Genomic DNA, 14211 nt, shown 5'->3' with positions numbered 1-14211 from the left:
AATGAAACGCATTCTGTACAAACCAACAGTTTTTCTCGGCACGCTCTGCTGGCCTCTTGCCGGGCTGGTTGCGTTTGTCTTTACGCTTTCTGCGCCCGAGCCGCCGCCGATTGAAGTGAGTGTGGCGGATTACGGCGCGGTTGCCGGCGATGAGCTGAGCGATCAGGACGCGTTTGCTGCGGCTCTGAGGACAGTCGTTGCCTGTGGGCGCGGAACCGTGCTGGTTCCGCCGGGAACGTACGACTTCGATGCGCGCAAGACCATCGATTTGCTGGATGCATCCGTAACGCTGGTTGGCAGCGGGAAGGGCGTGACGGTTCTGCGCTGTCGCAATTCGACCGGCATCTGGTGGTTTCCAAACTCAGGAAACGGCAGTCAGCTCTCCATTTCTGATCTCACCTTTATGCCGGGTGCGTCCGGAAGTTCCGGCACGGCCATCCAGATCAATAATCCGTCGCTGACATCGAACACCAATATCTGCAGCCTGTATATGGAACGGGTCGGGTTTGAGTCCGAAGAGCGCCTTGTGGACTTTTTTCATCGCCACATCTATACCACTTATCTGATGAATCCGGTGTTTATTGATGTATTTATCACATCGTTCGGAATGACGGACGTCAGCGAATCCGGTTTCCGGATCAATTACGGCAGCGGAGCGTATTTCGAAAACTGCTATTCAAAAGGAAACGATCTCGGCTGGACGCTGACCAACTACAAAGGCTGCGTTGTTTTAAACCGCTGCAATCCGGTCGGGAATGACACCGGCATTCAGGTGGCAGCGCTGGCGGATGAAGAGTGCACGGTGGATGTGCTGGGTGCGCATGTAAACACCGTAGACACCAATATAGAAATCTATCGTGCCGATCGCGTGTACATTGAAAACGCCGCGTCCTACACCAGCACAACGAATGCATTCACCGATTTCTATCTGGATGATTGCACCGATGTCGATATTGTCGGCTGCGAGTTTCATCAGCCCTATACCGCCATTCGCACCATGGTACATCTGGCCGGAACAACCCGTGACGTACTGTTGAAACAGAATATCTTTAACGGCAAGACCGCGGATCCAAACGGAAACAGCCTGATCACCGATGTGCTGATCGAAGCGGGAGTCAGCAACGTGACACAGCAGGACAATCTGAGCCCGTTGACTCACCAGTGGTAGTTTGGTTTGGACTTATTGGAATCGGCCCAGAAAACGGACTTCAGGAATCAGTTTGATACCGGATTTTTTCAGGACGGCCTGTTTCATTTGATCGCAGAGACTTTTTACGTTTTGGGCGGTGCAGCCGATTTCGCCGATGATGATATTGGCGTGTTGATGAAAAACCCGGGCGCCGCCGACGGTCATTGTTTTGGCGCCGGCTTCTTCCAGAAAATGTCCGGCCGCTTTGCGCCGCTCAACGGCGGACGTCGGTTCGATGTTTTTGAATACACTTCCGGCACAGGGCGTTGCGTGCCAGTCCGGGTGATGTTCTTTGCGAAAGTCCAGAATCCGCTGTCGTTCGGCTTGTAGAATATTTGCTTTTTCCGAGGGCAGAACAAAAGTGGCGGACAGGACAATCTCACCGGTTTCTTTGAGGCGGGAATGACGGTATGAAAATTCAAGTTCCTCACGGCTGACCGAAAGAACGGTGCCGTCAAGGGTGAGTATTTCGGCAGAGACGAGGTGGTCACCGATCTGCCGTCCAAATGCCCCGGCGTTGCCGGCGATTCCTCCGCCGACGGTGCCGGGAATGCCGGTGCAGTAGGCGAGGTCGCCGAGAGCCTGCTCGACCGTGATCCGGCTGCAGTCTTCCAGCAGCGTATCTCCTGAAACGGTTATGCCGGTTTCGTTGGTTTGGATGTGTGGGATTTCGGAGCAGAAACGGATGACTGCGCAGTCCAGTCCGTCATCGGAAATGACGAGATTGGATCCCTGTCCGATGACCAGAAACTTTATTCCTTTTTTATTCAGTGCCTGAACAAGGGCAGGAAGCCGGTCCGCGGGAGGGTTATCAATCAGCAGCGGGCAGGGGCCGCCCAGTCGGAACGTCGTAAATTTTTTCAGTGGGATGTTTTCGCTGATTTCCAGTTCGGGAAAAAGTTCTTTGATTTCAGATGCCGATTTCATTGCAGTTCACTATGATTTGTTTCCAATGATTGGAAAAGCAAAGATTTTACTTCTGGCAGTTTTCGTTGCCGGTTCACTGTTTGCCGGCGATGAAGAAAATGACAGGTTGGTAACGAATACTGTTTTTGTGGCGTTCGATATGGAGACGACCGGGTTCAACAGCGAAAACGATCGCCTGGTGGAAATCGGCGCTGTTAAATTTCGCGGAGACGGATCGGTGTTGTCCTCGGCAAGCTGGCTGGTGAATCCTCAGCGCGATATTCCTTTTTATGCCACGGAAGTGCACGGCATCCTGACGGAGATGGTCACCACGGCTCCTGTTTTTTCAGAAGTCTGGCCGCAGTTCGAAGCGTTTTGCGGCGATGCCGTTCTGCTTGCTCATAACGCGGCCTTCGACGTCGGATTCCTGCTGGCGGAGCTGGAGCGGGCGGGCATGAACGCTCCGTCCATGCCGATCGCCGATACGCTTGCGCTGTTCCGGAAATGGTTTCCGCATGAAAAAAGCTGTTCTCTCGGAAAGCTGACGACCAGTCTGGGAGTGCCCGGAGAGACCTATCATCGTGCCGAAGCGGACTCTTTCCATATTGTGAATGTTTTCCGGATCGGAATTCAAAAGAGGGACGAATTGACGATGCTCCGTTTCGAACAGGATGCCGGCGGATATCAATGGCTCGACGGGAGGGCTCTGCCATGATGATTACCTCGAAAGACAACTCAAGGCTTAAAGCGGTTCGGGCTTTGGTGCGTTCTAAAAAGGACCGCCAGAAAAGCGGCTGTTTTGTCATTGAGGGCGTGCGCGCCCTGAGTGCGCTTCGCGACGGAGCCGCGCTTCCGCAGTATCGTCTTAAGGAAATCTGGGTTTCTGAAAAAGCGCCTGCGGAGATCGAAGCGGACTGCTGTATCCCTCATGAATTCATGGAGCAGCTTTCTGACTGCCGCACATCGCAGGGCGTGCTCGGTGTGGTGGAGTACACTCCTGCGCCGTTGGAAATCAACCCGGACAAGGGCAATTATCTGCTGCTCGACCGGGTGATGGATCCCGGCAACATGGGTACGCTGATCCGCTCGGCGGTTGCCTTCGGCTTCGACGGTGTTTTACTGCACGGTGACTGCGTGGAGATCTTTAATCCCAAAACCGTTCGCGCCACCATGGGCGCATTGCCGTTCTGTAATTTCCAATCTTTGGACGAAAAAGAGGGAACCTCCAGCTTCCAAACACTGGAAAAATATGAATACGACCTGATTGCGACTGAATTACGCGACGCTGAAGATCTCTATGAGATGGAGTTCGGACCGAAAAGCGTGCTGGTCATCGGTAATGAAGCCAACGGGGTGTGTGATGAGATTCTCAAACGAGCAAGCCGCCGGCTTTCGATTCCGATGTCTGGAAACGTCGAGTCGCTCAACGCCGCCGTCGCCGGCTCCATCTGCATGAGTGCCATTTCTGCAAAGAGTCTGTGATGAAAATCGGATTTTTTCTGTTTTTGGTTCTGTTGGTCGCCGGTTGCGTACGTATTGAAAAGCCGGTGCGGGTGGTCTGTATTGGTGACAGCCTGACGGCCTGCGGTGGTCCGGACGGTCATTACACAGACTGGCTTGCAAAATGGATGCCGGACTGTGAAGTGATTAATAAGGGGGTCGGCGGTGACACGCTGGGCGGCGGTCGCAATCGCTATGAGCAGGATGTGCTGGCGCTGAACCCGGATGTGGTGGTGATTGAGCTGGGTGCGAATGATTTCTGGCAGGTAAAACGTCCGCTGGATGAATTGGCTGCGGATCTTGAGTATATGGTGAGCGCTGCGAAGGCGGCCGGAATGCAGGTGGTGATTGCCAGCTGTTTCGGCGATGTGGAGCAGGGCGATCCTTCAGTGGAGTTTAAGGAAGATGCCCATGCCCGTTATGCCCGTGGTATTGCCGGGTTTGAGCAGGAACTCTGCGAGCGCTACGGCTGTTTGTATGTGCCGAATATGCAGGTGGACATCAAACCGGTCAAAGAGTTCCCTGAGTGTTGGAACGACACGAACCATCCTAATCGGGCGGGCAACGAGTTTGTGGCCCGACGTATTTTTCATGAACTTCGGAAAGCGGTTGCCGCCTGTCGCTGAGAATTTTCCATTGTTTGGAAAATATCCTGTCGGGAAGGAAGAGCGGGAATTGCTGACAATCTAGTGATTTTTATCACATAAGATTGTGCTGGATCCCGGTTTGTGGTAGGAAACTTTTTCTCTTATGAAGACGTTTTCTGTATCTCTGATCTGTTTTCTGCTGCTTCTTCCGGCTTCTTTTGCCAAGAAGCCGATTTCTCCATCGGATATGGCTTCCAGCGTTCTATTGAAGCAGGCGCGCTTTTTATTGGAGAGCCGCAAGGCGAAGGAGGCCGTTCCGGTTCTGGAGGAGGTCCTCGTTCGCTTGCAGGAGATAGAAGGCGAAGAAGCTCAGGTCGCAAGGGAGACTGCATTATATCAGCTGGGCCTGTGCAGCCTGGAGGCGGAGCTGTACGAAAAAGCAGCGGCGTGCTTTAAGACGTTTGTTCGCGAATATCCGGAACATGCCAACGCTCAGGAAGCGAGGTTCCTGATTCTGGAGGCTCTTGCGTGGCAGAAAGATTCCAGTGCAGTTACGTCTTATATTCAGCAGATGGAAGAGTCCGGCGAATTTAATGAAGTGCTGGCCGTTCTGAATTCCAAAAATGATACAACCCGGCATACGGTTCTGGCGCTGCTGTCGGCCTATGCCCGGACAGCCGACCTTGAAAACTGGCAGCGCTTCCTTCCGTTTTGCGATGAGGATGGTCGAAGCGATCTCGATTTGAATCAGGCATTGATGGCCGGTGGCGATCTGGCGGTTGAGCAGAAGGATTATCTGAAGGCGCTGCGCTTCTACCACGAGGTCTGGATGAGCGATCAGCTGATCGTTGCCTATGACCGCCGCCTGGCGGCGTTAAAGGTTGTTTTGGATACGCCGCTTCCGTGGGTGCCGCTATCCCAGCGCGAAGCTCAGGCTTCGGAGCGTGCTTCAGAAAATCGACGGTATGAGCAAATGCTCGCGGAGCGTACGCGGCTCGAAGAGAAAAATTATGATCAGGACCTGATGCTTCGCATTGCGCAGTGCTATGACGCGATGGGGCGTCGCTGGAACTCGTATGTGATTTATGAGCACCTGTATACGGCGTTTCCGAGCAATCGTGTGGCTGAACGAAGTCGCTATGCGGCGTTCCAGTGTTTGGCCGCTTTGGAGGAACTGGACGACGCAAAGGCCGCGGCGGGGACGTATCTGGAGCTGTATCCGGCTGGTCGGTATCGTGATGCGGTGACGCTGGGGCTGGTGCAGGTCCATCTGCAGCTCGGGGAGATCGGTGATGCTGAGGAACTAGGCCTGTCTCTTCGTGAACAGGAGCCGGTTCACCGTTATTTGGACCAGGTGACCTATCTGATGGGATATATCCGGTTTGAGCAGCAGGATTATGCACAAGCCCTGGAGTTGTTTACTGAAACCTCATCGGAATGGCCGGAGCGCGTTTATGCAGAAGAGTCAGTTTACTGGATGGGGATGTGTGATCTGTTTCTGGGAAGCTTCAGCAATGCGGTGGACGTGTTTGAAGCATATCTGAGCAATACGAACTGGATTCCAAAGGCGTTCGAGGCCGATGTGACCTATCGGCTGGGTATGGCGCGCTACGGACTGGAGGAATACGACACCTCCCGGCAGATTTTTGAAGGTTTTCTGGAGCAGTTTCCGGATGACGAGCTCTGTTCTGAGGCGTGGAGTATGCTGGGGGATCTGCACGGCGCAGACGGCGAGATGGATGAGGCGCTGAAGTGTTATGGCGAGGCCCGAGACTGTGCAGTTCATGTTAAACAGGAAACGTATGCGGTTTTCCAGGCCGCTCAGGTGTACGACCTTCTGAATCGTCATATGGATCGGATTCATCTCCTGCAGGATTATCTGGAAACGCGCGGCAAAGAGGGCGAGTTTGCCCGGGCTGTACTTGAAATCAGCCGGTCCTGGCAAGCGCTGAGTAAACCTGCGAACGCATTGGATGCTTACACGGAGGCAATCGGTCGGTATGGCAACTCGGCAGAGCTTGAGGAGGCGGATCGTCTGTTTGTGAACCTGCTGAACGAGTCCGCCAATCCGCTGCGTGATGGCATAACAGCCGGTGCGGTTGTTCTCCGTCTGGCTCCTTTGCAGAAGGATGCTTTGGAAGACGGTTCACAAAAAGCATTGGCGATGCGCCTGACGGCATTGCTGGCCGCTCTGGCGGAGGGGACGGAGCAGGAGGCTTATGATCAGACTCTTTTGGCGCAGGACTCTTTGGAGGGGCTGACAATGCTGCCGCTTCGCCGCTTTGCCGAAGCGGCTGTGGCCCGCGGCAAGACGGAACGTGTTCAACAGGCGTTTGAACTGTTTATGGAAAAATACGGCGATTCGGACGATGCTCTTCCGATGGTGAATGTGCAGCTTCAGCTGCTGATTGACGGGGAAAAATATACTGAGGCCTTTGAACTGGCTGAAAAGAGCCTGGATCGGTATCCCGGTCATCCTGAGATTGCTCTGACGCACTTGCTGGCAGCGGATGCGCTTCGTCTTCAGAAAAAGTACGATCAGGCCGTTGAAATGTATAAGACATTTGCTGCGGTGCGGGAATGGCGCGGACCTTTGACGCCGAAGGCGCTCTACAGTATTGGGCTTTGCGCGCGCGAACAGGGACATACGCAGGAGGCCTGTGCCTGGTTTCAGCGAGTGTACGTGCTGTACGGCCAGTATCCGGAATGGACCGCCAAAGCCTATGCGGCCAGTGTGCAATGCCTGCAGGAACTGGGACGACCTGCCGATGCGGTCCGTACGATGCGTGAAATGGTTGCGAATCCCGATGTCGTGAATACACCTGAGGGACGGCAGGCAACGGCGGAGCTGGCCCGGATGCCGGAGGTGAAAAAATGAAAATGCTGGTAGCGATGGTTCTTTTTGCGGGATTCTCGGTTTTTGCTGACGAGGCAGACAAGGCTCGGGTTGAGCTGGATAAGGTTCGCGCGGCTGTGGAGGCCGGGCACTTCAGTGAGGCCCGCAAGCATGCTGCCACAGTGCAGGCTTTTTATTATCGCCTGCCGGAAGCTGCGGCGGAGGCTCTGTATTATGAAGCATTGCTGGATTTTAAAGCTGGCGGTTCCCGTGCCGGAGTGTCTGCCTTGACTGAACTGAAGGCTTGTTATTCAGGCAGCATATGGTGCCTCAAAGCTCGGGATGAGTTGGAAAAAGATGCAGGGGAGTAACGGGTTTGAAAGAGACGCTGAAAAAACTGGTGCATCGTAAGCATGTCTGTTCGGCTGAGGCTGCCGCGGTCAGTATCGTTGTGCATATTCTTCTGATCCTGCTGGCCGGGTCTGTGGTGGCGGTTCGGTATGTCCAGAAACGGGACGCGGAAATGGATGTGGTGATTACGGAACCGAAGCTGGAACGGCGTCAGCTGCAACTTCCTCAGAAACTGGATCGGGTTCGCCGCACGACCCGTCGTCCAAAAATTCTGAGCACGAAGGCATCGGCGTCTGCCACTGAGTTTTCTGTGCCGGAGATGGGGAATGTCGGGGAGGTCAGTTCTCAAAAGTTTGATTCGCCGTTTGCCCGTGGCGTACGGGACTTCCGGGTGCTTACGGCCGGTATCGGTATTGGCGCACCTAAGTTTAAGTTTCTCGGTATACGTGGAGAAGGCGAGAAGGTGGTGTTTATTCTCGATGGCTCGGAAAAGATGCTTTCGGAAGAATCCGGTGGTGCGGATGCCTGTGAGTATATTCGAACTCAGCTGAATCAGGTTGTTTCGGAGCTGCCGTCATCTGTTTTGTTTAATGTGCTTCTTTATGACGGCGAGACTGTGGATGAATTTCGTCCGCACATGGTTCCAGTGACAGCCACGAACCGTTCGGCGCTGGCAGAATGGCTGGCTCCGTTCTGGAAGGCCGGGCCCGAGGCCGGATTGTCGGAAGACCAGAATACATATGTGCCGGAAACGGTTTATGAAACAGCGATTGGAGATGAAACCCGCGAGTGGGTTCGATCGTTGCAGGCGGCGCTGGAGCAGCGGCCGGATACTGTATTTGTTGTCAGCCGTGACTGGGGGAGACACAGTCTCAGTCGGGAAAAAGGCATGCGGCTGGTGGACTTCACGCTTTGGCAGCTGCTTAGCGGTAACGGAGGATCTTCTGTTGGCGGATCGTCGGCGTTGGCTGCTGACCGGGAGCTTCGCGACAGCCTGATCCAGCAGGCGGTCGAGGCGGTCCAGGAGGAAGATGATGTACGCAGTCTTACTAATGATCCGGAGCAGTTCCTTCGGGATCTGATCAGCTACATCCAGTATTCCGAAGATCAGATCTACGACCATATTGATGCTGTGGTTCAGTCGATGTATACGCAGGTGAATATGGCTCCGCCATGGATTCATTTTGTTCGACTGGTTCCAGATGAAGACGATGGAGTGATTGACGATGCGGTCTCAAAAATGAGTGAGCTGACCCGGATTTATGGCGGAGAGTTTGCGTTTTTAAACGGCAAGGATGCCGTCAGGCGGGTGGCCGGCGGCGGGGATGAGCCTTCGGATGATGAGGCGGCAATTCTCGCTGATGTTGATGAGGAAAAGTCTGAAGCTCCAGAGTCCGGCATTGAATTTTACAATATAAGAGACCGCGGCAGCCGGATTGCGTTTGTGCTGGATGCTTCTGAGGATGTTGTTGAGGAAGCGGTGGGCGGGACTAACGCGTTTGAGTTCCTCAAGCAGCAGCTGGTTGGAATGTCTGCGACCATGACGACCGGAACGCTGTTTAATGTGATTATCAGTGATGAAGATAACGTTTTTGCGTTCAAACCGGAGATGGCTGCGTTTGGCGGGGTGGCAGAGTTGGGCGAGTGGCTTACGGATATTCTGCCCGGTCAGTTGCCCGAGACCAATCGCTATGAGGCGTCGTCTGTTTATGATTCGCCCCTTGGGGCTGATGTTCAGGGGTTTCCGTTGGCCCTTCAGGTTGCTATGGAACAGAAGGCGGATCTGATTTTTACTGTTGGAACGGGGATGGGGCGACTGAAGGTTGGGAAGGAAAAGGCGCGCCGACTGCTTAACTTCTCAATTCTGGATGCATTGGGTGGTGACACTGACGAAGAGTTACAGGGTGAAACGGAGGAAGGTGAACTGGTGACGGTGACCTCTTCAACGAGTCCGGAATCCAATGTGAAGGATCTTCTGCTGCCACTGGAAAACGACAAAGAACAACGCGATGAGCTGATTCGTCAGGCGCTAATGCGCATCCAGTCGGAAATGGACAAAAGGAAGAAGGCGGGTTTGCCCCCCGGATTCGTGCACAGCATTCTCGATTATATCGAATATACTCCACAGCAGATCGTGGATCACTTAATGGAGGTTGGTAAGGTGCAGTATCCTGCGGACGATGATGGGGCTGTTCTTCCGCGCGTCCATTTTGCGGTTCTGCTGGAACCGGGAGGGAGAATGCAGCGGGATGAGTTCCGTGTTCTCAGGCGACTTGCGCAGAGTTGTTCCGGTGAAATAAAGATGGTGTATGGAGCCGATACGGAGAAAGAAATGCGCAAATTGAACCGAATGCTCGATTTGTACCCCTGATTACTGTGTTTCTTAGTAAAAAAACGGCTTTTGTTTGCTGAAAACGTTTGTTTTGTCTGTGGACTATTTGCTATCTTGATGAACTTATGTCTAAGAACTGTAATTTAAAGTTTGGCATACGTGCGGTCGTTCTGGTCGCCGTTATGTTTTCCGTTTGCGGCAGAGTGTCTGGGCAGGAGATCGCCTCGATGGCGACCAGTGTGCTGGTCGAGCGAGCCAAAGATCTCTTAAAGGCCGACAATCCTTCGAGTTTGCTTCCTTACCTGGAAGAGATTCTGGTTCGTCTGAAAGGGATGAACGATAAGGATTCCAACGAGCTTCGGTCGTTCTGCATGTATCAGATTGGTGCGTGTAAACTGCAGATGGAAAGATATCCGGATGCAATTCGGGCGCTGCAGGATTTTTTAGAAAAATACCCGGATGACACAAAAGCACCGATGGCTTCTCTGATGATTGCCGAAGCATTTGCGATGGGCAAAGACTGGGCGGGTGCTGAGCGATATGCAAAGATGTTGATGGGACAGACACATCTTGATCCCAAACGTATCATGTCTGCCCGCCAGCTGCTTGCCGAAGCGCTGTATAATCAGGAAAAATGGAAAGAAGCCGCGGTTCCTCTTCGTCAGGTGTTTGACACGGCAGAAAAACCTGAAGATCGCAACGCGTCCGCCATTATGCTGGTCAGTTGTTTCGTCAAATCGAAGGATTTTGATAATTTTCTTAAGTTTCTATCCTACTGCGATGATTCCGTCCGCCAAAACGGGGCTCTGAATGTTGCGCTGATCGAAGCCGGGGACCAGAAGTTCAATGAGGGAGATTATGCAAACGCCTTGGTCTTGTACCGAACAGTCCTGAGAGGGGCTGAACGACTGGCGCTTTACGAGAAGCAGAATCGTCAGATTGAAAAAACACTGGCGGAGCCTTTTGTGGAACGTATTGGTAGAACCCGCAGCGCATACGACGCCGAGCAGGAAAAGCTGCGCTCCGCGATGACCCAGAACAACAAGGAAATGGAGCAGATCCGTAAAGGGGCTGGATATGACGCGGATCTGGAAATGCGCATCGGGAAATGTTACACGGGCATGAAGCGCAACTGGCCGGCACTGACGCTTTATCGCCGTTTTTATACGGGATTTCCTGATTTGAAGCTGGCTGATGACGCCCGTTTCCAGGCCTTTTCAGTGTCGCTGGACATGCAGAAGTTGGATGACGCTGTTCAGGAAGCTGATGACTACCTGAAAAAATATCCGACCGGCAAATTTGCAGATGAGGTTTCTTTAAACCAGATGCAGGTATTGCTTCAGCTTGGCAAGCTGGACGAAGCTCTGGCGGTTGGAGCGAATGCTTTGGAAACGATGCCGAACCACCGTTTTGTTGATCAGGTTAAGTATCTGATGGGATATATTAATTTCCAGAAGATCGAATATGCAAAAGCTTTGGCGCAGTTCCGTGAAGTCTTCGAAAAATGGCCGGACAGTACCTATCATGAGGCCTCTGATTATTGGGTTGCCATGTGCCACCTGTTTATGGGGCAGTTTGAGCCGGCTATCACGGCGTTTACAGGATATCTTGAAAATAAGGATTATCCACAGCTGCGGTTTGAAGAGGATGCCTCTTATCGTTTAGGGATTGCTCTTTACGGGGCCGGCCGATTTGAAGATGCTGAAATGATTTTCCGGCGCTTTATTGAAACATTCCCGGGCAGCAATCTTGAGTCTGAAGCCTACAGCATGATTGGTGATTTGCGCGGAGCTGAAGGGGACCTGGAGGAAGCTCTTAAATATTATACCAGCGGTATTGAAAGCGCTATATCGATTGACCAGCTCAATTACGCGACGTTCCAGACTGCCAAAATTTATGAGTTGCAGAAGGAGTACCGGAAAATCATTGATATGATGGACGCCTACCTCCGTGAAAACGGTGAAGAAGGAAATGTTCCGGGCGCGAGTTTCTGGTTGGGCAAAGCTTATAAAGCCATGGGCGACACCGACAAAGCGCTTAAACAGTATATTGAGACCATTGCTAAATTTGGTAACAAGCCGGAAAATGCTGATATTGACCTGATTCTCCGGGAGCTGATTAAAGAAAACGAAGAAGAAGGCGGCTGGACCTCTAACAGATCCGTTGTCAACCAGCTGAACCGTGAGCTGGCTCGGGCAAAGAGCAATGGACAGACCACGCTGGCATTGCGATTAGGGACTTTGTTTGCTTATACCCTGTCGGACGGACAGCGTGAGCGGTATGTTAAAGAAATCCTTTCTTCTGATGTTAAGGATGCCGGTCCGCTGACTCTTGTACTGATGGGAGACGAAGCGTTGGCCCGCAATGATTACGATTTTGTACACAAGGCCTATAAACACTGCATGGCAGCTTTCGAGGAATCAGAAATCCTTGTCGATGTGATGAATGTTGAGCTGCAGGCTTTGTTTAAAGAAGGAAAATACGATCAGGTTCAGAACCTGGCGGAAGATATTATCAATCGATTCGGCTATCGGGAGGAAGTCGGTTTGACTCAGATGGTGAAGGCAGATTCCTATCGTATGACGAAGGAATATGATCTCGCCATTAAAGCCTACCAGGATATTTTCAAAGTGCCCGACTGGCGTGGTCCTTTGACTTCTGAGGCATTGTACTGGATCGGGATGTGCACCCTTGAACAGGGCCGGGAGACAGAAGCGTTTGCATTCTTCCAGCGGGTGTATGTGATGTATGAAGGCCACACAGAGTGGGCCGCAAAGGCATATGAAGGAAGTATTCTCTGCCTCGAAAAAATGGGTGGGCGCACTGCTGACATAATTTCGACATGTGAGGAGATGCTTTCAAAAGAAGCAATTGCGGCGACGCCGGAAGGTGCCTTGGCTCGTGCTCGACTAGCCAAGCTGCGTCCTCAGGGAGATAAATAATGAGAGTTTTCAAAACATTTCTTATCGTAGCGCTTGGTTGTGCGTTTGCCGCGCAGGCTGAATATGAAGTGGAAATCACGTTCAAAAACGGAGCCCTGCGGACGGTTGATGATCTGGTCGTTCAGGCAGGAAAGGTGGTGTTGGCGAAGGAGAACCTTTCTGTTGCTTTTGACCAGATACAAATCGCCAACTTCACATTTGAGGAGCCGCTGACTGCTGAGGAATGTGACGGATTTTTTGCACGGGGAGATTACAAGGCTCTGGTTGATCGTCTGAACTCATTCCTTGCTCCGGTAAGGCAGGGTCTGGCTCTGCCGGGAAATATTGATCTGTATGTTCAATACAAAATGCGCGCTTGTTTCTGGACGGAGCAGTACGATGAAACTCTGACAGCGGCCAACATCCTGCAGAAGAAAAACAGCCAGTATGCCCCGTTGGCCGGCTTATACAAAGTGCTGGTCATGCTGGAGCAGAAAAAAACTCCGGAAGATGTTGCGCGGGCGCTTTCGGCAATCAGTAAGCCGGAAGAGATTTCATCGTCGATTAGTGAATATATTCAGGGTCGTTTGGCGATGGAGAAGCGCGACTATGAAACGGCGCTTCAGCACTTTTCAAACGTCTTGGTTTATAACAGCCGGGATGCTGAATGGGTCCCCGCTGCGACATATTATGAAGCAGCGGTTTACAAACGGACCGGATATTTGGAGTCGATGGCTCATATCGCAAAAGAATTTGAAATTGCTTATCCGGAAGGCTACTGGAGCGTTCGGGCTGAGGAATTGAAGTAGAATGTCGGAGAATAACAGGGAAGGAGATCCACAATGAAGAAGTCATATTTTAAAACAGCAGTGATGCTGGTAATGCTGGTGATGTTTGTCGGTGTGCTGGTCAGTGCAAATGCGCAGGAAGCGGCCGAGGCGACAGGGGAAGCCGTTCAGAAAACGACGTTCATGGAACTGCTCAAGCAGGGTGGATGGTCCATGTGGCCGCTGGGTCTGTTTTCTTCTGCCATGCTTTATTTCATCATTCGCAACATCATGCTACTTCGTCAGAAAAGCCTGCTGCGTGCTGATCTCAAAGAGGACATTGAAGCAAAACTTTCTAAAAGGGATGTGGCTGGCGCCCGTGAAATCTGTCAGAACAACCCGAGCCTGATGACCTCGGTTCTGGATGCCGGTCTGGAACGTATCAATGAGAATGATTATGATCCGGCTCACATTGCTGAAGCCATTGAAGAAGCCGGTAACGAACAGATGGTTTCTTTCATGAAGCCGATCAACTACCTGTCCATTATCGGTGGAACGGCTCCGATGCTCGGACTGCTCGGTACGGTGTCCGGTATGATTAAGGCCTTCCAGAGCATTGCCGCCGGCGGTATGGGAAAACCGGAAGTGCTTGCCGGAAACATTGGTGAGGCTCTCATTACAACGGCTACCGGTCTGGTTATTGCTATTCCGGCGATGATTGCCTACTTCATTTTCAAAAACAACTTCATCAAGAATATGTCTACAATGGGCCGGATGGTCAGCCATTTCATGAGCGTTTACCGTAACGCTGTACGCTAAGAA

Annotated in this window: 11 protein-coding genes; 10 read left to right on the top strand and 1 reads right to left on the bottom strand. The window is 52.3% G+C overall.

The window, feature by feature from the left end; genetic code table 11:
• Window position 1 precedes the first annotated feature (1 nt).
• Window positions 2–1168, top strand: coding sequence for a glycosyl hydrolase family 28-related protein (locus GT409_RS15420; RefSeq protein WP_160629942.1), 1167 nt, complete (start codon window positions 2–4; stop codon window positions 1166–1168).
• A gap of 12 nt (window positions 1169–1180) precedes the next feature.
• Here GT409_RS15420 and murB read toward each other — a convergent pair whose 3' ends face one another.
• Window positions 1181–2116: a UDP-N-acetylmuramate dehydrogenase gene (gene murB, locus GT409_RS15415; protein WP_160629941.1), complete on the bottom strand. Its 936-nt coding sequence runs from the start codon at window positions 2114–2116 to the stop codon at window positions 1181–1183.
• A gap of 25 nt (window positions 2117–2141) precedes the next feature.
• On the opposite strand from murB, the gene GT409_RS15410 reads away from it, so the two are divergent.
• From GT409_RS15410 to GT409_RS15370, 9 genes are all read left to right on the top strand, one after another.
• On the top strand, window positions 2142–2810 hold the full coding sequence (locus GT409_RS15410; RefSeq protein ID WP_160629940.1) for a 3'-5' exonuclease: 669 nt from the start codon (window positions 2142–2144) through the stop codon (window positions 2808–2810).
• A complete protein-coding gene (locus GT409_RS15405; protein WP_160629939.1) occupies window positions 2807–3577 on the top strand; it encodes a TrmH family RNA methyltransferase in 771 nt (256 codons plus the stop codon). Before GT409_RS15410 ends, GT409_RS15405 begins: the two co-directional genes overlap by 4 nt.
• The gene (locus GT409_RS15400) at window positions 3577–4221 is read left to right on the top strand and encodes an SGNH/GDSL hydrolase family protein (RefSeq protein ID WP_160629938.1); all 645 of its coding nucleotides are present in this window, start codon (window positions 3577–3579) and stop codon (window positions 4219–4221) included. Before GT409_RS15405 ends, GT409_RS15400 begins: the two co-directional genes overlap by 1 nt.
• A gap of 124 nt (window positions 4222–4345) precedes the next feature.
• Window positions 4346–7060, top strand: a complete 2715-nt coding sequence (locus tag GT409_RS15395) for a tetratricopeptide repeat protein (protein WP_160629937.1) — start codon at window positions 4346–4348, stop codon at window positions 7058–7060.
• On the top strand, window positions 7057–7389 hold the full coding sequence (locus GT409_RS15390) for a hypothetical protein (RefSeq protein WP_160629936.1): 333 nt from the start codon (window positions 7057–7059) through the stop codon (window positions 7387–7389). Before GT409_RS15395 ends, GT409_RS15390 begins: the two co-directional genes overlap by 4 nt.
• Before the next feature lie 5 nt (window positions 7390–7394).
• A complete protein-coding gene (locus GT409_RS15385; RefSeq protein WP_160629935.1) occupies window positions 7395–9740 on the top strand; it encodes a vWA domain-containing protein in 2346 nt (781 codons plus the stop codon).
• Window positions 9741–9826: 86 nt separating this feature from the next.
• On the top strand, window positions 9827–12643 hold the full coding sequence (locus GT409_RS15380; protein WP_160629934.1) for a tetratricopeptide repeat protein: 2817 nt from the start codon (window positions 9827–9829) through the stop codon (window positions 12641–12643).
• Entirely contained in the window at window positions 12643–13431 is a 789-nt protein-coding gene (locus tag GT409_RS15375) for a hypothetical protein (protein WP_160629933.1), read from the top strand. The genes GT409_RS15380 and GT409_RS15375 overlap by 1 nt, the downstream gene beginning before the upstream one ends.
• Window positions 13432–13464: 33 nt before the next feature.
• Complete coding sequence (locus GT409_RS15370; RefSeq protein WP_160629932.1) at window positions 13465–14208, top strand: MotA/TolQ/ExbB proton channel family protein; 744 nt, start codon at window positions 13465–13467, stop codon at window positions 14206–14208.
• Window positions 14209–14211: the final 3 nt, after the last annotated feature.

The sequence above is a fragment of the Tichowtungia aerotolerans genome (genome assembly GCF_009905215.1).
Taxonomy (GTDB): domain Bacteria; phylum Verrucomicrobiota; class Kiritimatiellia; order Kiritimatiellales; family Tichowtungiaceae; genus Tichowtungia; species Tichowtungia aerotolerans.
Note: the sequence above shows the minus strand (reverse complement) of the source record. Positions and strands in the feature narration are given on the sequence as shown.